Annotated in this window: 24 protein-coding genes; 18 read left to right on the top strand and 6 right to left on the bottom strand. The window is 50.8% G+C overall.

The genetic code is table 11. The features are described from left to right. Window positions 1-5 precede the first annotated feature (5 nt). The 7 genes from queC (at window position 6) to IEY53_RS02495 (ending at window position 5,929) form a co-directional block, all read left to right on the top strand. Entirely contained in the window at window positions 6-671 is a 666-nt protein-coding gene (gene queC, locus IEY53_RS02525) for a 7-cyano-7-deazaguanine synthase QueC (protein WP_189022030.1), read from the top strand. Further along, window positions 671-1,150 (top strand): 6-pyruvoyl trahydropterin synthase family protein, encoded by a 480-nt coding sequence (locus IEY53_RS02520; RefSeq protein ID WP_229695932.1) that lies wholly within the window; start codon window positions 671-673, stop codon window positions 1,148-1,150. Before queC ends, IEY53_RS02520 begins: the two co-directional genes overlap by 1 nt. Then, entirely contained in the window at window positions 1,143-1,865 is a 723-nt protein-coding gene (gene queE / locus IEY53_RS02515) for a 7-carboxy-7-deazaguanine synthase QueE (protein ID WP_229695931.1), read from the top strand. The genes IEY53_RS02520 and queE overlap by 8 nt, the downstream gene beginning before the upstream one ends. 125 nt (window positions 1,866-1,990) lie before the next feature. Continuing rightward, window positions 1,991-2,830 (top strand): VanW family protein, encoded by an 840-nt coding sequence (locus IEY53_RS02510; protein ID WP_229695947.1) that lies wholly within the window; start codon window positions 1,991-1,993, stop codon window positions 2,828-2,830. A 130-nt stretch (window positions 2,831-2,960) separates the two neighbouring features. Continuing rightward, window positions 2,961-4,097: a zinc-dependent alcohol dehydrogenase gene (locus tag IEY53_RS02505; protein ID WP_189022027.1), complete on the top strand. Its 1,137-nt coding sequence runs from the start codon at window positions 2,961-2,963 to the stop codon at window positions 4,095-4,097. A 94-nt stretch (window positions 4,098-4,191) separates the two neighbouring features. Continuing rightward, entirely contained in the window at window positions 4,192-5,109 is a 918-nt protein-coding gene (locus IEY53_RS02500; RefSeq protein ID WP_189022026.1) for a DMT family transporter, read from the top strand. Then, window positions 5,102-5,929 (top strand): class I SAM-dependent methyltransferase, encoded by an 828-nt coding sequence (locus IEY53_RS02495; RefSeq protein ID WP_189022025.1) that lies wholly within the window; start codon window positions 5,102-5,104, stop codon window positions 5,927-5,929. The genes IEY53_RS02500 and IEY53_RS02495 overlap by 8 nt, the downstream gene beginning before the upstream one ends. Before the next feature lie 86 nt (window positions 5,930-6,015). Here IEY53_RS02495 and IEY53_RS02490 read toward each other — a convergent pair whose 3' ends face one another. Beyond that, window positions 6,016-6,909 (bottom strand): LysR substrate-binding domain-containing protein, encoded by an 894-nt coding sequence (locus IEY53_RS02490; protein ID WP_189022024.1) that lies wholly within the window; start codon window positions 6,907-6,909, stop codon window positions 6,016-6,018. A 233-nt stretch (window positions 6,910-7,142) separates the two neighbouring features. On the opposite strand from IEY53_RS02490, the gene IEY53_RS02485 reads away from it, so the two are divergent. The 8 genes from IEY53_RS02485 (at window position 7,143) to IEY53_RS02450 (ending at window position 13,742) form a co-directional block, all read left to right on the top strand. Continuing rightward, entirely contained in the window at window positions 7,143-8,105 is a 963-nt protein-coding gene (locus IEY53_RS02485; RefSeq protein ID WP_189022023.1) for a phosphate ABC transporter substrate-binding protein, read from the top strand. A gap of 95 nt (window positions 8,106-8,200) precedes the next feature. Further along, entirely contained in the window at window positions 8,201-9,103 is a 903-nt protein-coding gene (gene pstC / locus IEY53_RS02480; RefSeq protein ID WP_229695930.1) for a phosphate ABC transporter permease subunit PstC, read from the top strand. Next, window positions 9,100-9,996: a phosphate ABC transporter permease PstA gene (pstA, locus tag IEY53_RS02475; protein ID WP_189022022.1), complete on the top strand. Its 897-nt coding sequence runs from the start codon at window positions 9,100-9,102 to the stop codon at window positions 9,994-9,996. The genes pstC and pstA overlap by 4 nt, the downstream gene beginning before the upstream one ends. 42 nt (window positions 9,997-10,038) lie before the next feature. Then, window positions 10,039-10,812, top strand: coding sequence for a phosphate ABC transporter ATP-binding protein PstB (gene pstB / locus IEY53_RS02470; protein ID WP_189022021.1), 774 nt, complete (start codon window positions 10,039-10,041; stop codon window positions 10,810-10,812). A gap of 179 nt (window positions 10,813-10,991) precedes the next feature. Then, the gene (locus IEY53_RS02465; protein WP_189022020.1) at window positions 10,992-11,597 is read left to right on the top strand and encodes a nitroreductase family protein; all 606 of its coding nucleotides are present in this window, start codon (window positions 10,992-10,994) and stop codon (window positions 11,595-11,597) included. Between the two features lie 160 nt (window positions 11,598-11,757). Continuing rightward, window positions 11,758-12,474, top strand: a complete 717-nt coding sequence (locus IEY53_RS02460; RefSeq protein WP_189022019.1) for an MBL fold metallo-hydrolase — start codon at window positions 11,758-11,760, stop codon at window positions 12,472-12,474. A 1-nt stretch (window position 12,475) separates the two neighbouring features. After that, complete coding sequence (locus IEY53_RS02455; protein ID WP_189022018.1) at window positions 12,476-13,060, top strand: TetR/AcrR family transcriptional regulator; 585 nt, start codon at window positions 12,476-12,478, stop codon at window positions 13,058-13,060. Then, entirely contained in the window at window positions 13,047-13,742 is a 696-nt protein-coding gene (locus tag IEY53_RS02450) for an AlkZ-related protein (RefSeq protein WP_444544124.1), read from the top strand. The genes IEY53_RS02455 and IEY53_RS02450 overlap by 14 nt, the downstream gene beginning before the upstream one ends. Window positions 13,743-13,839: 97 nt before the next feature. Here IEY53_RS02450 and IEY53_RS02445 read toward each other — a convergent pair whose 3' ends face one another. From IEY53_RS02445 to IEY53_RS02435, 3 genes are all read right to left on the bottom strand, one after another. Next, window positions 13,840-14,013 carry a hypothetical protein gene (locus IEY53_RS02445; RefSeq protein ID WP_189022226.1) on the bottom strand — a complete coding sequence of 58 codons (174 nt, stop codon included), beginning with the start codon at window positions 14,011-14,013 and terminating at the stop codon, window positions 13,840-13,842. A gap of 233 nt (window positions 14,014-14,246) precedes the next feature. Then, window positions 14,247-15,476: an aminopeptidase gene (locus tag IEY53_RS02440; protein ID WP_189022017.1), complete on the bottom strand. Its 1,230-nt coding sequence runs from the start codon at window positions 15,474-15,476 to the stop codon at window positions 14,247-14,249. Window positions 15,477-15,519: 43 nt separating this feature from the next. Beyond that, window positions 15,520-16,752 (bottom strand): aminopeptidase, encoded by a 1,233-nt coding sequence (locus IEY53_RS02435; RefSeq protein ID WP_189022016.1) that lies wholly within the window; start codon window positions 16,750-16,752, stop codon window positions 15,520-15,522. A gap of 165 nt (window positions 16,753-16,917) precedes the next feature. Here IEY53_RS02435 and IEY53_RS02430 point away from each other — a divergent pair, with 165 nt between their 5' ends. After that, window positions 16,918-17,193 carry a hypothetical protein gene (locus tag IEY53_RS02430; protein ID WP_189022015.1) on the top strand — a complete coding sequence of 92 codons (276 nt, stop codon included), beginning with the start codon at window positions 16,918-16,920 and terminating at the stop codon, window positions 17,191-17,193. A 133-nt stretch (window positions 17,194-17,326) separates the two neighbouring features. Here IEY53_RS02430 and IEY53_RS02425 read toward each other — a convergent pair whose 3' ends face one another. Then, window positions 17,327-18,673 carry a TrkH family potassium uptake protein gene (locus IEY53_RS02425; RefSeq protein WP_189022014.1) on the bottom strand — a complete coding sequence of 449 codons (1,347 nt, stop codon included), beginning with the start codon at window positions 18,671-18,673 and terminating at the stop codon, window positions 17,327-17,329. A 162-nt stretch (window positions 18,674-18,835) separates the two neighbouring features. Here IEY53_RS02425 and IEY53_RS02420 point away from each other — a divergent pair, with 162 nt between their 5' ends. Together IEY53_RS02420 and IEY53_RS02415 are read left to right on the top strand one after the other, a co-directional pair. Next, window positions 18,836-19,189 carry a VOC family protein gene (locus IEY53_RS02420; RefSeq protein WP_189022013.1) on the top strand — a complete coding sequence of 118 codons (354 nt, stop codon included), beginning with the start codon at window positions 18,836-18,838 and terminating at the stop codon, window positions 19,187-19,189. A 202-nt stretch (window positions 19,190-19,391) separates the two neighbouring features. Beyond that, the gene (locus tag IEY53_RS02415) at window positions 19,392-19,913 is read left to right on the top strand and encodes a GNAT family N-acetyltransferase (protein ID WP_189022012.1); all 522 of its coding nucleotides are present in this window, start codon (window positions 19,392-19,394) and stop codon (window positions 19,911-19,913) included. 88 nt (window positions 19,914-20,001) lie between these two features. Here IEY53_RS02415 and IEY53_RS02410 read toward each other — a convergent pair whose 3' ends face one another. After that, complete coding sequence (locus IEY53_RS02410) at window positions 20,002-21,327, bottom strand: hemolysin family protein (RefSeq protein WP_189022011.1); 1,326 nt, start codon at window positions 21,325-21,327, stop codon at window positions 20,002-20,004. Window positions 21,328-21,355 lie beyond the last annotated feature (28 nt).

The raw sequence follows: 21,355 nt of genomic DNA, 5'->3' as shown, positions 1-21,355 counted from the left end.
CAACCATGAACAAAAAAGCACTCGTCGTTTTCAGCGGCGGACAAGACAGCACAACCTGTCTCATCTGGGCGCTTCAGCAGTATGAAGAAGTTCAAGTGGTTACTTTTAACTATAACCAGCGACATGAAGCCGAGATCGAGGTGGCAACAGCAATAGCCAGGAAGTTTAATGTGAAGCAGCATATCCTGGACCTGGCTCTCTTGAATCAGCTGGCGCCCAATGCGTTGACGCGTGAGGAGATTGAGATTGCTTCCGGCGAGGGTGAGGAACTGCCCAGTACCTTTGTGGATGGCCGGAATCTGCTTTTTCTGTCCTTTGCCGCAATACTAGCCAAGCAGTTGGGGTATCACCATATCGTTACCGGTGTGTGCCAGACCGATTTCAGCGGGTATCCGGATTGCCGGGATGTATTCGTAAAATCCTTGAATGTCACACTGAACCTGTCCATGGATTACGAATTTGCGATTCACACTCCACTGATGTGGCTGGATAAAAAGGAAACCTGGAAAATGGCCGATGAGCTTGGCTATTTCGAGTATATCCGTGAGCATACCCTCACCTGCTATAACGGAATTATAGGCAGCGGCTGCGGTACCTGTCCGGCATGCGAGCTGCGCAGCAGAGGGCTGAAGCAATATGAGGCGGAGCGGAAGAAGGCAGAGTCGCTATGATGAATGAAGTTTCTGTATGCAAAATATTCACCTTTGATGCCGCACATCAGCTGATCGGGCACAAGGGCAAATGCAGTAATCTGCATGGACATACCTACAAGCTGGAGGTCGTGCTGAAGGGCAAACCCCTGGTTGCGGAAGGTCACTCCGACGAAGGATTTGTCATTGATTTCAGCGATATCAAAAGCAGTGTGCAGCAGAGCCTGATCGACCGTCTGGATCATGCTTTTCTGGCCATGGGCAATGAGCCTGTACTGGAGACTTTACGGAGTACGGGTTCCAAAGTCGCACTTTTGTCTTTCCGGACTACTGCCGAGAACCTGTCTTCTTATATCGCCCATGAGCTGAAATTGATGGGTCTGCCGCTGCATTCGGTCAAACTCTGGGAGACGCCAACCTCCTGGGCGGAGGTGCTGGCAGCAGAAGTTCCCGGGGAAGGTCCGGCTTACCGGCTGCATGGGGGTTGTGATTGTGAGTAAGATTCCAGTAATCGAAATGTTCGGTCCAACCATACAAGGCGAGGGCGCAGTCATTGGCGTCAAAACGATGTTCGTCCGTACCTACGGCTGTGATTACCGCTGCTCCTGGTGCGATTCCGCGTTTACCTGGGACGGCACAGCCAAAGACAAGGTTACGCTGCTGGAACCGGAAGCAATCCTGAACGGACTGCTGGAACTGGCCGGGAATAACTTCGACAATGTGACGATTTCCGGCGGGAATCCGGCTTTGATTGGCGAAGGCATGGCCGAACTGATAAATCTGCTTCATGCAAGGGGCATCCGGGCGGCGATTGAGACACAAGGCAGCCGGTGGCAGGACTGGTTCTGTGATGTGGATGTGCTGACGATCAGCCCCAAACCGCCAAGCTCGGGGATGGTGACGGATTGGGATATGCTGGATAACATCATAGATAGAATGCGGGACTCCGGGAGAGAGACCTGCAGCTTAAAAGTGGTGGTCTTCGACACTGTTGATTATCAATATGCGAAGCAGGTCCATCAAAGATATCCCTGGGTGCCGCTGTATCTCCAGCCGGGCAATGAGGACGTGACTGAAGAAGGAGATATTTCCGCGCGTCTGCTGGCACGGCTGGAATGGCTGTTCAACCTGGTGATCGCTGATCCTGGCATGAACCAGGTAAAGGTGCTGCCACAACTGCATGCCCTGATCTGGCACAATAAACGCGGCAAGTAAGTTTTTCGGATTGTATAGCAAGCTTCCAGATCAGGGAAGCTTGCTATTTGTGCGCCGCCATCTTCTGGTATAATTTGTATTATGGATACAAAGTTGAAACCAGGGGAGGGAAACATCTGATGTATATGGCAAAGGCTGCAATGAAACCCGTTAAGCGGTCACGTCTCCGGCTGTTTGCAGGCAAACGGTATTTCATCTGGAGAAGATATTTGAAATGGGTTGTGCAGCCGGGCAAAAGGGCGCTCACCCGGAAGACTGCAGATTTGCCGCATGTAGCGATGAACCATGCTACTCCGCTGCTGCGCAGTCTTCGCAATGTCGATATGGAACTACAGTATAACAAAATCGTCAATTTAAAGCTGGCGGTGGCCAAGCTGAACGGTTTGCTTATCAGGCCCGGTGAGACGTTCTCTTATTGGCGTATGATCGGGAAGCCGACCCGGCGCAAGGGATATTTGGACGGCATGGTGCTGCATTACGGCGGTTTCCACTCCGGTGTTGGCGGGGGGTTATGCCAGCTCTCCAATTTGATCTACTGGATGACACTGCATACACCGCTTACGGTCACAGAACGGCATCGCCACAGCTACGATGTTTTTCCCGATGAACAGCGGACCCAGCCTTTTGGCAGCGGAGCAACCTGCTCTTATAACTATTTGGATCTTCAGCTTTGCAATGAAACGGAGAACACCTACCAGCTGAAGCTGTGGCTGGATGACACCCATTTGCGTGGAGAGTGGAGGTGCGGGGAAGAGCAGCTCTACACGTATGAAGTTTACGAAAGCGATCATGTCATCAGTCTGGAGCCCTGGGGCGGTTATATCCGCAGCAACCAGATCAGCCGCAGAATCTTCTCGCGTACCGGTGAGCTTGCTGGAAATGAGTGGATCACAGGCAATCATGCATTGATGATGTATTCACCACTGTTGCATGAGTCTGCTCCGCAGGAGATCCCGGGGAATTGATCATGTAAGGCCTACGACACTCTTTTCAAGCGGAGAATGGATAATTGGAAAGGCATTAGGGTTATAACATAGTAAGGCGAGGTACCGCGAACCCTCTCCATCACTATTCTTCCAAAGGAGTGTTCTCATCATGAAAGCCGTAACCTATCAGGGAAAAAAGAAAGTGGAAGTCAAGGAAGTCGCCGATGCCAAGCTGCAAAAAAAAGATGATATTGTAGTCCGGATTACCTCAACGGCAATATGCGGCTCGGACCTGCATCTATTCAATGGCGAGGTTCCCGGAATGCACGACGATTACATTATTGGCCATGAACCCATGGGGATTGTCGAGGATGTCGGACCGGAAGTCACGAAGGTTAAGAAGGGGGACCGCGTGATTATCCCTTTTAATGTGGCCTGTGGCCAATGCTTTTTCTGCCAGCACGAGATGGAGAGTCAATGTGACCATGCCAATGATGCCAAAGACACCGGAGGCCTTTTGGGGTATTCCGACAGTTATGGAGGTTTTGCCGGAGGTCAAGCGGAGCTGCTGAGAGTGCCTTACGGTAATTTTGGACCTTTCGTAGTTCCGGAGGACGCGGAGATGGAGGATGAGAAGCTGCTCTTTTTGTCCGACATAGTGCCTACTGCCTGGTGGGGTGTGGAAAGCGGAGGCGTGAAAAAGGGAGATACCGTAATTGTGCTCGGCTGTGGTCCGGTTGGCCTGCTGACCCAGAAATTCGCCTGGATGAAAGGCGCTGCCCGGGTCATCGCTGTAGATCACGTTCCCTACCGGCTGGAGCATGCGAAGCAGACTAACAATGTCGAGATTTTTAATTTCGAGGAATATAATGAACTGGAGAAACACCTGAAGGAAATTACCCGCGGTGGAGCAGACGTAGTTATAGACTGTGTAGGACTCGATGCCAAAATGTCGGTAGTGGAAAAGGTGGAAACTACACTGAAGCTGCAGGGAGGTTCCCTCAGCGCCTTCAGAATTGCTTCCGAGGTTGTGCGCAAGTTCGGAACAATCCAGTTGGTAGGAGTCTATGGCCTAACCTATAATATGTTTCCTCTGGGCCATTTGTTTGAACGGAATGTCAGCTTGAAGATGGGACAGGCTCCAGTGATTCATTATATGCCTCAGTTGTACAAGATGATTAAAGAGAACCAATTCGATCCAACGGACATCATCACCCATCGTCTCCCCATCAGCAGAGCTGAGCATGGCTATAAAGTGTTTGGAGATAAAGAGGAAGGCTGTATTAAGGTTGTACTGAAGCCATAAGGTATGAAATTTTATGAAAAGAGCTGCAATTTTTCGTGGTCTGCGTTACATTAGCATAAGTGACTTTACCAGTGCTTGAAAGGATGCTTATGCAATGAATCGGAACAATCCACCCATACCGGTCCCGCTCCTGATGCTGGTCGGTATTGTGGCCATATCTTTTTCCTCCATCTTCATTAAATGGTCTGTTGCCCCGGTTTCTGTTCAAGGGATGTACCGTCTGCTGTTCACCTTTTTGCTGATGCTGCCGTTCGCACGCCCTTACAGCGGAGCAGCGGCAGCTCTGCGCCTGAGGGACTGGCTGCTGCTTTTTGCCTCGGGGACGATGCTTGCGCTTCATTTCCTGCTGTGGATGGGCTCGCTTACGTTTACTTCGGTAGCCAGCTCGACGATGATTATGGCCTTGCAGCCAGTGTTTATTATGGTGGGCGCCTATATCTGGTATAAGGAAAAGACCGCGGGGTCCGCCATTCTGGGCATGGGGATTGCTATATTGGGAGTGGTCTTTATTGGCTGGGGAGATGTAGGCCTCTCTGCCGATCATCTAAAAGGGGACCTGCTCTCCATAGGAGGCACAGTTGCAGTTGCCATACATATGCTGATTGGTCAAAAGCTGGTCGTGCGTATGCCTTCCTTCCTATACAGCCTGATGGTATTCTTTTCAGCGGTGATTGTTTTTGCTGTCTACAATCTGGCTGCGGGCATTCCGTTTTTTAATTATCCGGCAAGGGAGTGGGGGATATTCGTTCTGCTGGCGGTGGTCCCGACAGTGTTTGGACACATTCTCTTTAACTGGCTGCTGCAGTATGTGTCGGCGACAACGGTATCCATGAACATTCTGGGAGAGCCGGTGGGCGCCAGCCTGCTGGCCTTTCTGCTGCTTGGTGAGCAATTAAAAGCCTTGCAGTGGGCAGGAGGTCTCCTAGTGCTCTTTGGACTGGCCGTTTATGTATTTGCAGGGCGCAGGATTCACAATGATTTCATAGACAAAGGGGTAACAATTAATGAATGAACAACATCAGGCAGAGGACTCAGGTACCAGCGCGGGGCGAAGCGCAGAAGTGTTATGGAATGAGGATACCTACAGCGCCTGGACCGAAAGATTCGGAACACCCGCTGAGGCAGCAGCCAAGCTGATCAAAGATCCGGAAGCCAAGCTCTATCCGCTGATTTCTTATTTTGGGGATGTGAAGGATAAAAAAATCATGAACCTTATGGGCTCGAACGGGATGAAGGCCGTTGCCCTGGGGCTCTTGGGTGCAAGGGTTGCCGTAGCCGATTTCTCCGAGGCCAATGCCCGTTATGCAGCGGAGCTGGCGCAGGCGGCCGGCGTAAAGCTTACCTATATCGTTTCCGATGTGCTGCATCTGCCGGAAGCAACCGTTGACGGCTCCTACGACATTGTTTTTGCGGAGCTTGGCATTGTACATTATTTTACCGATCTTGCTCCGTTTATGGATACCGTATACAGGCTGCTGGCCCCCGGGGGGCAATTCGTGCTTCGTGATTTTCATCCGGTGACCACCAAGCTGATTACCTCGAAGGGGTCTACAGCCAAGGTGCGCAAGCACAAGGTGACCGGTGATTATTTCGACACATCACTGGAAGAAAAGCGGATTTCCTACTCCAAATACCTGCCGTCCGGCGCTGAACCGGCTGAGGCCAGCCAAAATGTTGTGTTCTGGCGCCGCTGGACATTAGGTGAAATCGTTACGGCAGCAGCTGCCAGCGGACTGGTCATTGGCAAGCTGGCCGAAGAACCTAATCTGTCTTCGGATGTGTATGACAAAGGTATACCGAAGACCTTCACTTTAACTGCGGCCAAAAAATAATACATACAAAACCGGCAGGTCCAAAGTATTTCTCATGGACCTGCCGGTTTTGTATAATTGCCGGATTATACCCGGCGCCTGTGAGGTTATAAATAAGCGGATTCAGTGAGGAGTTCGGCAAATGATTCCTGAACCGGGGAGAGTGTGTAATCTTTTCTCCAGGCCAGCACAAACCCGCTCCGTTCCGGAAGATGCCCCGGCAGTGAAGCGTAACACAATAGCCCTTGAATGACTTCCTGCTCTATTCCTGCCTTCGAAAATAACCCCACATAACCCCCTTCGCCGATCATTCTCTTGACAGCTTCAGGCGAGCTCAGCTCCGCCCGGTTCCACAGCCGGACATGGTTAAGCTGCGCCCAGGAATCGGCGGCTCCCCGCAAGCTTGAACCGGCACTGTGCTGAATCCACGGCTCACGGGCGAGCTGCTCGGGCGTTAAGCCCCGGACCCCTTCAAAATGGTGGCCCGGTGCAAAGATCAGGACCATCTCATCTTCCCCAATCTGCTGATAGGTAAAAGATTCGTCGGTCCCATCTATGTTGTGCAGCACCGCCAGCTGTGATTCCCGGGAGCGGAGCCGCTCACGCAGGACGGCGTCGGGCTGAACGCTCAGTTGTACATCAATGCCCGGATGCAGCTTCATGAATAAAGAGAGTATCTTTGGCAGAAAATAAGTTCCCGGCACGAACCCGGCTTCGAGCTCCAATTGTCCCTGTGCCGGGGAGGACAGCTGTTTCACACTGCGTTCTGCCTCGGCGGCAAGAGCGACGATTTTGACAGCGTATTGATGTAGCGCCCTGCCTGCATCCGTTAAGAGCACCCGGCCGCTCCGGTATTGAAATAAAGAGGTGCCGAGCTCATTCTCCAGGTTCTTCATGTGGAAAGAGACGGTAGGTTGTTTTACACCGAGTTCAGCGGCTACATCGGTTACTTTTTTATATTTTTCAATCAATACTACAATTTGCAGTTTCATAATATTCATGACGTTCCCCCACCGGAATTCTTAATTGTTTGTATTATTGTTTCTCTATTATAGATTATATCTATATTGATATACATTTTCTATTCATATTTTTATCTTTCTTTTTACATAAGTAGGGCGTTTATCTAACGAACGAGCCCTAGAATAGGAAGAGTCAGAGGGGCCAAAGCTCCACAAGGCAAGCACATGCGAAAGCTGAGGCTTGTAAAACATTTAGGAGGAGACAAACTATAATGCAATTTAGAAAATCCTGGATCATGACTTTGGCGTTAACAAGTGTACTCGCACTATCGGCTTGCGGAAGCAACAACGGGGGAAATAACGCACCGGCCAACGCTGGTGGCAATAATGCTGCTGCAACAAATGCACCTACAGAGACAAGCAGCGGTTCAGATTTGAGCGGTTCGATTCTGGCTTCGGGCTCCACGGCATTGCAGCCGCTGGTAGAGCAGGTAGCTGAGAAATTCATGGATAAGAATGCCGGTGTAGATATCCAGGTACAAGGCGGAGGAAGCGGAACGGGACTTACCCAGGTTGCTGAGAAGCAAGTGGATATCGGTAACTCCGACGTATTTGCCGAAGAGAAGCTGAAGGGTGACGATGCAGAAAAAGCCGCAGCACTGGTAGACCATCAAGTGGCAGTTGTGGCGATTGCAGCAGTAGCACATAAAGATGCTGGTGTAGACGGTCTGACCAAGCAGCAGCTCGTTGACATTTTCTCAGGTAAAGTAACCAACTGGAAAGAAGTTGGCGGTGCTGACCAAAAAATCCAAATTATCAACCGTCCGGGCAGCTCCGGCACACGCGCAACCTTTGAGAATTTCGCACTTGGCACCAAAACTGAAGACCTTCAAGGTTCGATTCAAGAAGACTCTTCCGGTACTGTAAAGAAAATGATCGGCGAAACTCCGGGAGCTATTGGTTACCTGGCGCTGTCTTACCTGGATGATTCGGTAAAAACACTGAGCTATGACGGCGTAGAGCCATCTGTAGACAATGTAATTTCCGGTAAATATCCGGTATGGGCTTATCAGCACATGTACACTAACGGCGAACCGAATGAAACGGTAAAAGCATTCCTTGATTACATCATGACAGAAGAAGTGCAAACCGCCGACGTTGTCGAACTGGGCTACATTCCAGCGCTCAACATGCAGGTTGCACGCGATGTAGAAGGAAATGTAACAAAGAAATAAATACCATTCCTATCCGGATATATTTCATTAGATTATCAAGTGATTAGAGGCGGAGACCATCTGCCTCTCTTTTCACTTTAGAAAGAGGGAGCAGCTTGAGGGTGAAATCAAAGAAATCACGTCTTGAAAAACATCATATTGAGGATTTGGTCGGACGTTCCTATATGGCTTTTTGTGTACTGCTATTGATCGTAATCATCATCTCAATGGTCTATTTTGTAGCGTCCAAAGGTCTGTCTACGTTTATTACCGGCGGGGTCAGTGTGGGCGAATTTTTCTTCGGCACGAAGTGGGCACCTGAAGCGGATACACCTTCCTTTGGGGCATTTCCGTTTATTTCCGGTTCCTTTCTGGTGACGCTGCTTGCTGCCTTGATCGCCAGTCCGCTCAGCATTTGTGCGGCACTGTTTATGACCGAAATCGTTCCCGGTTGGGGTAAAAAGCTGCTGCAGCCGGTAATAGAGCTGCTCGCAGGGATTCCATCGGTTGTGTATGGTTTTATCGGACTCAGTGTCATTGTTCCGTTTCTGCGTGACACATTTCCGGGCCAAGGCATCGGGGTAGCTGCAGGCGCGCTTGTGCTGTCGGTGATGATTCTTCCGACGATAACAAGCGTGGCTGCAGACGCGCTGGCTGCCTTGCCGCAAAACTTGAAAGAATCCTCCTTTGCGCTTGGCGCCACACGGTGGCAGACGATTTCGCGTGTCATCCTCCCGACAACCATGCCCTCCATCATGACAGGGGTCGTGCTGGGGATGGCCCGCGCCTTTGGTGAAGCACTTGCCGTACAGATGGTCATCGGAAATGCACCGTTTGTACCCAAATCCCTGTTTGAATCGGCTTCAACCCTGACGAGTGTAATTACGCTCAGCATGGGGAACACGACGATGGGCTCATCTTATAACAATGCGCTGTGGAGCATGGCCCTGGTTCTTATGCTGATGACCTTCGCATTCGTTGGGCTCGTAAGATTGCTTGAAAGGAGAAATAAAATTTGAAGCCGAGAACCGTTGACAAAATTGCCACCAGCCTTATCGTGTTTTTCGCCTTATTCATAGTAGCCATTCTTGTCGGCCTGCTTGGATATATCCTGTTCCGGGGGTTAAGCCATATCAGCTGGGATTTCCTGACCTCGGCGCCCCAAAAAATCCGCGCAGGCGGAGGGGTTGGACCCCAATTGTTCAACTCGCTGTTCCTGCTGGTGCTTACATTGATTATTACTGTGCCACTCGGCCTGGGTGCCGGTATCTTTATGGCTGAGTATGCCCGTCCCGGCAAGCTTACCGGATTCATTCGCCTAATCGTTGAGGTATTGTCGTCTTTTCCTTCGATTGTTGTCGGGTTGTTCGGCCTCTTGCTGATCGTTAACTATTTTGACCTTGGGTTCTCCATGATATCAGGTGCGCTCGCACTGACAGTCTTCAACCTGCCGCTGATGGTGCGGATTACGGAGCAGGCGTTCCGCTCTGTGCCCAAGCAGCAGAAGGAGGCAGGGTTCGCTCTGGGACTTTCCAAGTGGAAAATCGTGACCACCGTCCTGTTCCCTGTGGCGCTGCCGACGATCATTACCGGAACGATTCTCTCTGCCGGCCGGGTCTTCGGGGAAGCAGCGGCCCTGATGTTCACAGCGGGCATGAGCAGCCCGCGTCTGGATTTCACGAACTGGAATCCGCTTAGCCCTTCTTCTCCGCTTAACCCGTTCCGCCCGGCCGAGACGCTCGCTGTGCATATCTGGAAGGTGAACAGTGAAGGGCTTGCTCCCGATGCCGTAGAAATTGCTGCCGGTGCTTCAGCGGTGCTCGTGATCACAGTGCTGCTCTTTAACCTCGGTGCACGGTTCTTCGGCAGATTCATTTACCGTAAGCTGACCGCATCCAAAAGAATGAACTAATCAATAAAACGTAAAGAAACAGAACAATAGGAGGTTAAAGTGATGGGAGCGATAGCACCGGTACGCGAATCTTTTCAGACCGAGGACTTGAGCATTTTTTACGGAACGTATGAAGCGGTGAAAGGGATCAGCCTTCCTTTTGCCCAGAATACAGTGACGGCATTGATTGGCCCTTCGGGCTGCGGTAAATCCACCTTTCTGCGGTCCCTTAACCGGATGAATGATGAAATTTCCGGATCCACCACCAAAGGCAACATCTGGATCGACGGCATTGATATTAACGCACCGGGTACGGATGTCATCAAGCTGCGGCAAAAAATTGGCATGGTGTGGCAAAAGCCCAACCCGTTCTATAAATCCATCTACGACAATATTGCCTTCGGTCCCAAATATCACGGAATTAAGGGCAAAAAGGCGCTCGACGAGATCGTAGAGAGCAGCTTGCGCCGCGCAGCATTGTGGGACGAGGTGAAGGATCGTCTGAAGGATTCGGCGCTGGCCCTCTCCGGCGGACAACAGCAGCGGCTCTGCATCGCGCGGGCGCTGTCCGTCAATCCGCAGATTCTGCTGCTGGATGAGCCGGCTTCGGCGCTGGACCCCGTTTCTACAGGTAAAGTAGAAGAGCTCATCAAAGAGCTGAAGGAAGAACTGCGGATTGTCATTGTAACGCATAACATGCAGCAGGCGGCACGGATCTCCGACTATACGGCGTACTTTTATCTCGGAACACTTGTTGAATATGACAAGACCGAAAAAGTCTTCAGCAATCCCGAGAATCAGATGACACAAGAATATATAATGGGCCGGTTCGGCTGAAAGAAATGTCCCGGAAGTCTGAAAAAAGGCTGCCGGGACATTTTTTATGGAAGAGCTCTGCTGTGGACGGGTGAGGAGTTGAGAGGGTAGCGGAACTTTTGCAAAAAGAGAGCCCATACTGTACAATGAGTGATAATTATTCTCATTTATATACTAAAAACTCGTTGGAGGGATTTCTCATGAACCAGAATCAGATTCATTCTCCATCTGCCGGCATTTCCGCCGCCATTAAGGAACGGCGTTCCGTTAAGCTTTTTAGACAAGAACCACTGCCCAAAGGGTTGCTGGAAGAGCTGTTGAATGTGGCCGTGTGGGCACCGAACCATGGCCTGCGGGAGCCCTGGCGTTTTATCGCTTTTGAAGGCGAGGGGGCTAAATTTCTCGGCGAAGCGGCTTTTTCTTTTGTAAAACGTGCTGCAGCTGATCCCGACTTTGCTGTGAAACGCAAAGAGTACATCTCGAACATTCCCTTGACACTGATCGTGGTCATGCCGGAGGACCCTCGCCAGCGGGAATGGGATGAGGATTATGCCGCCGTATCAGCACTTGTCCAGAACTTCCAGCTTGCTGCATGGGAGAAAGGTGTCGGGACGATCTGGAAGACCGATCCTTACATCTATGCTCCGGAATTCCGGAGCAGGATAGGGGTTAAGCCGGGGGAGAAAATCGTAGCCATGGTCCATGCCGGGTATCCGGAGGCCATCCCTGCCAGCCGTCCGCGCACAGAGGCGTCCCGGCTGCTGACGGTCGTTGACCATTATCCGGAGAGCGGTACGCTGGAGTAACGGCCTGTCAGTCCGGAGTGAACGCTACGAGAGAGCCAGAAGCCGTTAGATCTATACTGGGCTTCTGGCTTTTTATCATGAATAATGAAATTACCTCTTGTTAAACTAATTGCATTAGTTTATATTATAACTAATAACATTAGTTTATGGGGGTTTACCTATGAGAGTAACACAAGAGGGATATTTAACGCAGCTAACCTGGATGCCGCGGCTGTTTCCTGTGAACTGCTATTTAGTGGAAGAAGAGAATGGGTTGACTCTAATCGATGCTGCCTTGCCCTTTTGTGTACAGGGAATTATGAAAGCAGCGGCTGATTTGGATAAGAACATTACCCGGATTGTATTGACGCATGCCCATGACGATCATGTGGGAGCACTGGACAGACTGCACAAGCTGCACCCTGAGGCGCAGGTATTCATCTCCAAGAGGGACGCAGCACTGCTTAAGGGAGACCGTTCCCTTCTACCCGGGGAGCCAGAGACCCCTATCAAAGGAGGTGTACCCTCCAAGATAACTACAAGGCCGGACATTCTGCTGCAGGAAGGGGATTACATAGGGTCATTGACGGCCCTGTATACGCCTGGGCATACGCCGGGCTCGATGTCTTTTATAGACCGGCGTACGGGGGCTGCCATAGTGGGGGATGCCTTTCAGACCTTTCGGGAGGTTGCCGTCGCGGGTACCCGGGTCAAGTGGTTTCCTTTTCCGGCCATGGCAACCTGGAACAAAGAATATGCGCTTCGCAGTGCCGGCAAGCTGCTGGATAGTGGACCGACTATACTTGCGGCCGGTCACGGTAACATGATCAAGGACCCGGTGAAGGTTATGCAAGAAGCCATTCGCAAGGCACAGATAACACTAGGACAGGAGAGATAAGATGTCACCAAGAGCCGGACTGGATACACAGACCCTGGTTATCGCCGCAGCGGAGCTGGCCGATGAACAAGGGATGGAAGAAGTGACTTTGGCCGCGCTGGCTGCGAAACTGGGCGTTAGGTCCCCGTCATTGTATAATCATATTAACGGGCTGCAGGGCCTTCGCACGCTCCTTGCCGTACATGGCCTGGAACAGCTGTATGCCACTATGTCTCTCGCCGCTGATGGTCTGAACGGTGATGAGGCTGTACAAGCCATGGGACAGGCTTATGTTGATTTTGCCAGGAAACGCCCAGGCTTATATGAGACTACGCTGCGGGCACCGGAACAGGAGCATACGGCGCTGGAAAGGGCAGGCGAACGTATACTGAAGCTAATCATTGATGTACTTGGCAGCTATAACCTGGGGGAAGAGGCGGAACTCCATGCCGTCCGTGGACTGCGGAGTATTTTGCATGGCTTTGCATCCCTGGAGCATAAAGGGGGCTTCGGGATGCCACTCGATGCAAACATCAGTTTGTCCCGCCTTATCCAGACTTATATTGCCGGAATCGAGAAGATGAAGGGAGCGGATTACACTGAATAACCAGCTTGAAGCAGGAAGCATCACTACGTATGAAGAAATGAAGGAAGTCTTAAAGCAATACGGTATCCTGCCGCTCGCCCCGCTTATTCCCGGGCATCCCGCTGTAAACGCGCTAACCAAAGCCGAGAACTGGCATACGGATACGGAGCTGGACCCTTGGGGCTGGCGGGTTAGATTTCCGGGGGAAGGCTTGGCTGGATACGGGAAGTTCATTAAGAAAAAAGCTGTGCTGGTATCCCGGGAGTGGCTCCCTGAGTTCGCAGCGGCAGCGGGAAGCCCTCGAAGTCTGGAGGAACGGTATAACGACGGTCTTTGCAGCCCGGAAGCATTGAAGCTGCTGCAGATTATCCGTGCGGATCAAGGGATTGAGACCCGTCAGCTGCGCACAGAGGCCGATATGAGGGCCAAGGAGCTAAAGGCGGTCTTTGATCGAGCCGTCACGGAGCTGCAGGGGACACTGGATATCGTCATATCGGGTGTAAAGGAACGGCATAACGCTGAGGGGGAAAAGAATGGCTGGAACAGCACTTCTTATGAGACCTTGGAGCATTGGCTTGGGGAGAATGGGATTGCTGCGTACAGCGGAAGCAGGGAGAAAGCCGTTGAAGGACTCAGATCCAGGATGGACGGGGTGTGGACCCCTGAGGCCATTGCCTGGATAACCAAAACCATGTCCTGGTAACAAGCATAGAACACACAAATAACGGCTAATCAATACCCGGAAGGCGGGTTTGGTTAGCCGTAAGCGTTTTCTATAAAGGTGATATACATGTTATACCTTATAACATCGGGCCCAGGTAAGCAGCCAGGAAGTACAGGAATCCGAACAACAGCATCACATAGGCAGTGTATTTAATGGCATTGGAGGCGACGATACTTTTGTCCGTAGGGCCCGCAGTATCAATCTGCTCTGCTTCCATTTGGTCAAAGTCTTTAGCTAATGGATCTCTCATCATGGTGGATCTCCTCCTTGTAAATACTTTTCTTAATTCTATTGTGACATAATTGTGAACTAAATTCAACAATATTGTGAAAATTAATTGAACAAAAATTGAACAAAATTTCAAATTTGGACTATTTGCCGTCCTAAAGCGCTATTGCAAACACAAAAAGAACCCGTCTCCCCCAGAATATACAGGAGAAACGGGTTGTTTGATTTATCTGCGGTGTAGTGCTGGCAGGATACTTAAGCCCAGTTTCCACCCCGGAAAATGGGTTCTGCCGTACCGTCGTCAGTAATGCCGTCGATATTCATCTCGGACGAGCCCATCATAAAATCAACATGGGTAAGGCTCTGGTTCATCCCGCGCTCCGCGAGCTGTTCTTTGGTCATCGTAATGCCCTCTTCCAAAGTAAAGGCATAGGCTGCGCCCAGTGCCAGATGGCACGAAGCATTCTCGTCATACAATGTCGTGAAATAGAGGATGCCGCTTTCCGAGATCGGGGACTGGTAAGGCACCAAAGCAACTTCGCCTATATAGGCAGAGCCTTCGTCCATCGCCAGGAGGGAGGCTAATGTTTCCTGTCCCTGCTCGGCGGTGAAGCCGGTCACTTTGCCGTTCTCAAGCGTAAGAGTGAAGCCATCAATGATATTTCCCCCATAGCTGAGCGGTTTTGTACTGCGGACTGTGCCGTTCACCCCTGTTTTGAGCGGGGCAGTAAAGACCTCTTCTGTCGGAATATTGGCCAGGAAAGGGATGCCGCGGCTGTTCACGGCACCTGCCTGGCACCAAATATGCCCTTCCGGCAATTCAATGGTCAGGTCGGTCCCCGGTGCGGTATAGTGCAGCTTGCGGTACCTTCTCTCGTTGAGCACAGCGCAGCGGGCTTTTAAGCCGTCCAGGTGCCGGTGCCAAGCTTCAATCGGGTCTTCCAGGTCAGCACGCACAGCCTTAAATATGGCATCCCACAACAGGTCAACCTGTTGTTCCTGCGGAGCCTCGGGGAAGACTTTGGCGGCCCAGGCCGGAGACGGGAAAGCAATGCCGCTCCAGCTGGCGTGGTTGCCCATGAGCAGCTCCCGGTAAGGGGCTAGTGTCTGCCCTGTGATGCGCTGGTTGTCGGTAATCCGTGCCGGCTCCACGCCGTTTAGCAAATCCGGGTTAGCGGAGATAATAGTCAGCACAGCGGCGCCATTCCGGGCCAAATCCTCCAGTTCATCCGCCTGCCATTTGGGCGGCATTAGAAATGAATCGGAGGGAGCCAAATCGTAGCGTGTCCGGGTTACGATCTCGTCCGTATAATTCACCTTGACCCATTTGGCGCCTTCCTCGTAGGCTTTGCGCACCACCAGGCGCACCAATTCTGCGGCCGCGATGTCCGCGTTCAGCACAAGCGTCTGGCCGGGCTGAATATTGACACCAATCTTTACCGCCAGCAATGCATAATTCTCCAGCTTTTGCTTGAAATCCAGCATAATTCTGCTCCTCCTGTTACAGCAAATTCAATGGTAATTCGGTTTAAAATGCCCAATTGCCATTGCGGAATACGGGCTCTACATTTCCATCTTCCGTAATTCCGTCAATATCCATGGCTGAAGAGCCGATCATGAAGTCCACATGGGTTACGCTGGAATTCAGACCATGCGCAATCTGCTGCTCCGCATTCATTTCTTTGCCGCCTTCCAGACAGAAGGCATAGGCCATGCCGATCGCCAGATGGTTGGAGGCATTCTCATCAAACAAGGTATTGTAATAGAGAATATTGGATTCGGAAATAGGGGATTGATGAGGAACCAGCGCTACCTCTCCCAGATATCTGGCGCCTTCATCCATGTTGATCAAATGCTCCAGCGCTTCCTGGCCTTTTTCGGCTTCAACCTTGATAATTCGTCCGTTCTCAAAGGTCAAAGTGAACCCGTCAATGATATTGCCGCCATGGCTAAGCGGTTTCGTACTGCGGACGGTACCATTGACACCGGTCTTAAGCGGGGCCGTGAATACTTCTTCGGTAGGCATATTGGCTACAAAAGAATGGCCTTTGGCGTTAATGCTGTCGCCTTGCGCCCATAAATGACCTTTGGGCAGCTCGATGGTCAGATCGGTTCCGGGAGCTATGTAATGCAGCTTCTTATATTTCTTGGCATTCAGCACATTTGCTTTGCTGTCCAGGTTGTTCAGATGCTCCTGCCAGGCGGCTACCGGATCTTCATGATCCAGGCGGACCGTATGGAAAATAGCTTCCCAAAGCTTGCCCATGCGTTCTTCTGCCGGGACGTCAGGAAACACTTTGTCTGCCCAAGGCTGGGAAGGGACGGCAACAATGCACCAGCTGAATTTGTCGGACATTTGATACTCCCGGTATTTGGTGAGTGCTGCCCCGCGTGTTTTCTGAAAATTAGAGATACGCTGCGGATCAATCCCCTTGAGGGCATCCGGATTGTCGGCAATCACGTGCAGGACCGCAGCACCGTTCTCGGCGAACTCGGTCATTTCCCCGGCGTACCAGGTAGGCGCCTTGGTGAATACCTCATCTGCGGCATGCTCAAATTGCTGGCGCGTAATAAACTCGTCACTCCAGTTGACCTTAACCAGACTTGCTCCGATTGCGTAGGCTTTTGCTGTAATCATGCGTACAAAGTCAGCCGCCAGAATCGGGGCATGAACCACCAGGATTTGTCCAGGCTGAACGTTAACGCCAATCTGTACGGCCAAATCGGCATATTTGCTTAAGGTTGCTTCAAAATCTGTCATTGTTTGTCCTCCATCTGCGATTTAATCTGAGACTTTCCAAGCGTTGTATTAAATTATTAACCGCCGGATGAAAAAAGTCAATTACAGGTACAAGGAGAGGAATTGGCAGCCCTATCAATGGTATACTGAGAAAGGCAGATGTTGAGATGAAAGGATGGAAAGGGCATGAAGATTGAAATTCAAAGCGCGGAAATGAAACGCCAGGAGGATCGAAGCTATATAGGCAGAACCGTATTCACACTGGAGAATCATAAATTCCCGTATGAGATTACCTTTTTCAGTAAAAGAGGTACGGAATGGGATTACAGTCTGAGTTTTGCCGGGGAGCCCGGGAGCGAGGAGCAGTTTCTTGAAACCGATGCTTTATTGGAGAATGATGATGAGATCTTCAATCAATTGCTGGATGCTTCACTGGATACCCAGGAAGAGCAGGAAGAATAGAGAACAAATACAACCGGCGGAGCAGGCTCCGCCGGTTGTTCATCTTGGCTGGCTGCAAGGCCAGATGTTTCAGGATGGAATCTGTTACTGCACTTTGTACATCAGCAAGCACGAATTTCTGACTGATGCGGTCTTATCCTATGGTAATGTTGCCCTCGGGATAACGGTACAATTCTTTGCTTTTCTTAGGTTTCAACGCGTAGGCTAGCGTGAGCGGACCTGTCCGGCCTACAAACATCAGGATGATGACCAGAACCTTGCCGATGGTCGTCAGCTCAGGGGTCAGGCCCATGGTAATGCCGGAAGTGCCGAAGGCCGATACGGACTCAAAAAGCACCGTCAGAAACTCTGCGCTTTCTGTGACAGAGAGAAGCATTGTAGCACCGACTATCAGCATCAGGGACAGCAAGGTCATTGTAATGGCCCTGTAGACGTTCTCTTTGGCGATCCGGTTGCGGAACAATACGGTCTCTTCCTTACCGCGCAATCTCCCGTACACGGCGGTTAACAGAAGGGCGAAGGTTGTGACCTTTATCCCTCCGCCCGTAGACCCCGGGGCTGCACCGATGAACATCAGCAGGATCATCAGGAATTGCGTGGATTCACGCAGCAAGGGGATCTCAATGGTAGTAATCCCTCCGGAACGCGGCGTAACTGCCTGGAGGAAGGACGCCAATATTTTCCCGCCTGGGGGCAAAGACTTGAGTGTGTGATTCAGCTCCAGCCAGAAAAAAACGACAGCTCCAAGCAGGATCAGCAATGTAGAAGTCCACAAGACCACCTTGGAGTGGAGGGTAAGCCGTTTGCGTCTGCGAAAATCCAGAACATCCGACAAGACAATAAACCCGATTCCGCCAAGGAATATAAGCAGGATTGAGGTGATGTTAACAATGGGATCGTTCACATAACGTGTTAAACCGCTGAACGGGCCATGGACATCGCCGAACAGATCAAACCCGGCATTGTTGAAGATGGAGATACTGTGAAAGACCCCGTAGTATATTGCTTGTCCAAGGGGCATGTCCTCTATAAACCGGAGGGCCAGCAGTACAGCGCCGCTAAGCTGGATAACCAGCGAATAGATCAGTACCCTGCGAATCAGCCGGACGATGCCCTGCATAGAACTCTGGTTCATGGATTCCTGCATGAGCAGCCGTTCTTTGAGGGAGATGCGTTTGTTCAGTACCAGTGTAATCAAGGTGGCCATAGTCACAAAGCCCAGTCCGCCGAACTGGAACAGCACAAGCAGCACGATTTGTCCAAAGGTGCTTAACCCGGTTCCGGTGTCAATAACCGCGAGTCCTGTAACACAGGTGGCCGAGGTTGCCATAAATAAAGCATCAATAAAGTCCAGTCTCTCGCCGGTCGATGCGGCTGGCAGACATAAGAGCAGGGTCCCGGCGAATATCAGCAGTACGAAACCGAGCGATAGAATTTTGGGCGGTGTCAGTTTTAGTCCGCCAAAGGATAGATTGGCCAATTGTGATTCTCCTGACGTCTGTTGTTGAATGCTGACAAGATTATAGCATAACTTCCTCAGGCTTCCCTAACTCTGGGGAGGAGATTGACATATTTTATCGAATTGGTACAGAGTAAGGCGTATTGACTTATCAGAGCAACTTCAAAGAGGAGGCTACTTACTGTGACAAGTCCGATTCTGAACCAGATTGGCGCCGTCTTCATCCCGGTGAGTGACATTGAACGTTCCAAGGAGTGGTATTGCCGCCTGCTCGGACTGCCGCTCGACGGCGAAGTACTGTTCGGGCATCTATATGTTGTACCGATGAAGGGACCGGGAATCGTACTGGACAGCAAGATTTTCACGGCGGAGTCTGTGCTGAAAATACCTGCTTTTCACCTGAATACCGAGGACATCGATGCTGCATATGATTTTGTGAAAGCAAGCGGGGCCGAGCTTCTGACCGATATCGAAAACGATCATTGGTTCAATTTCAAGGATCCGGACGGGAACGTTATTATGGTCTGCCGATCTTGAATTTGTATATACGAGGGGCAGGCTACCGAGCGGCACTAATGGATCATGCGGAGAAACAGGCTGCCGCCCGGGGAGTGCTCAAGGTAATGCTGTCAAGTGCGGCCGGGAGAGCGGAGGCCCAAGTCTTTTATGAGCGGCTGGATATGACGGAAATAGCAGTAAACTGTTTAAGAAGTATTTGTAATCAAGGGGATACAGGATAATGGTTAAATTAAGGAAGCTGGTCCCAGAGGACGCGGCTAAACTACTTGAACTGCAGCACCGTCTCGACAGAGAGTCAAAGTTCATGCTGCTTGAGCCGGATGAAAGGCACACGCAAGTTCGGCAGGTCGAAGAGATGATTCGTAGTTTCGCACATGCCGATACTTCCTTGTTAATCTGTGCAGAAGCGGAAGGGCAATTGGCAGGCTACTTGTCTGTACGAGGTGAAGATACTCGCCGCAACCGGCACAGTGCTTATATCGTGATAGGCATCTTGTCTGCTTATCAGGGGATGGGCATCGGGACAAGGCTGTTCCGGGAGATGGAGATATGGGCTGCGGAGAGCGGGATTGTGCGCCTGGAGCTGACAGTTATGACTCATAATGAGCAGGCAATTGCGCTCTATACCAAGAGCGGTTTTGAGATTGAAGGGACGAAGCGATGTTCACTTCTTATCGATGGACAGTGGGTGGATGAGTATTATATGAGCAAAATTATCCCTGATCCCTTTGCTGCCCCGTAATCGCTTAATCCAGAACCTTCGAAGCGCACACAAAGAAACGGCTGAACCGTCCCTGAGGACGCCAGCCGTCTTTGTGTCGTATATAAACTTATGATTCCGTCATTTCTGCCGAGTCCGCGATATCCGGCTGGTCGATCACAAGCTCAACCTTGCGGATCCGGTGCCTGTTCATTTCACGGATCGTAAGGGTCACGTGATTGAGAACCGTGCTTTTGCCGACCGCAGGCTCGTCCAGATGGCTGTATAACCAGCCGCCCACAGTTGTGACCTCCGCATCGTCGAAATCCAGACCTGTCAGCTGCTTGATCTCGAGAAGAGAGACCTTGCCGTCGAACAAATAATGGGTGTCACTTAGTTTTTCCACATTTTTGCGTTCGTCCGCATCGAATTCATCACGGATTTCACCAACGATTTCTTCCAGAATATCTTCAATGGTAATGAGACCGGAGGTCCCGCCGTATTCATCCAGCAGCAGGGCGATATGCACACGCTCCAACTGCATACGGGTAAGAAGTGTCTTTACCGGTGTGACTTCGGAAACGGTCAGTACAGGCTGAATCAAGCTTTTGAAATCAAAGTCAGGATTGTTGTCATACTTGAGAAAAAGCTGCTTTGTATTGATCATGCCGATAATGTTGTCTTTATTGCCTTCCGCTACAGGGAAACGTGTATATTGTTCCTTACGGATAATGCTGAGATTCTCCTGCAGGCTCATGTTGGTGAACAGACACACCATGTCTGTACGCGGAACCATGATCTCGCGTGCCAGCATTTCATCAAAGGCAAAGATCCGGTTCACGTAACCATACTCCGCTTTGTTGATTTTACCGCTCTCATAGCTCTCGGACAAAATCAGGCGAATTTCATCCTCACTGTGCGCATCTCCATGTTCGCTGGCGGGTTTCATGCCAAACATGCGTACCAGGAGATTGGCGGAACCGTTCATGATCCAAATCAAAGGGTACAAAATTCTGTAGAACCAAATAATCAGCGGTGACGTAATCTGACCGATTTTTTCCGGAATGTTTATAGCGGCCGTCTTTGGTGCAAGTTCACCGACAACGACGTGCAGGAATGTGGCAATGATAAATGCCAGTGCAAAAGCAAGAGGGTGAGTGATGCTTGGGCTGAGACTGGTCATATCGAACAACGGCAGCAGCATCTGCTCAAAAGCAGGTTCTGCCAAGGCCCCGATACCCAGAGCGGTGATTGTAATCCCAAGCTGGCAAGCGGACAAATAACCGTCAAGATTGGCGGCAACCCGCTGCACAGCCAAAGCATTTTTTTTCCCCTCAAGAACCATTTGGCTGATCTGACTTCCTCTCAATCTTACCAATGCAAATTCCGTAGCTACAAAAAAAGCGGTTAAAACAATCAAAATGGCCACCAACGTCAGACTAAGTCCTATACCCATATAATCTTTACCATCCCTTTCGTTCCTA

Source organism: Paenibacillus albidus, from assembly GCF_014644435.1.
In the GTDB taxonomy this organism is placed as follows: domain Bacteria; phylum Bacillota; class Bacilli; order Paenibacillales; family Paenibacillaceae; genus Paenibacillus_AQ; species Paenibacillus_AQ albidus.
This window is presented reverse-complemented; position numbering and strand designations above follow the sequence as displayed.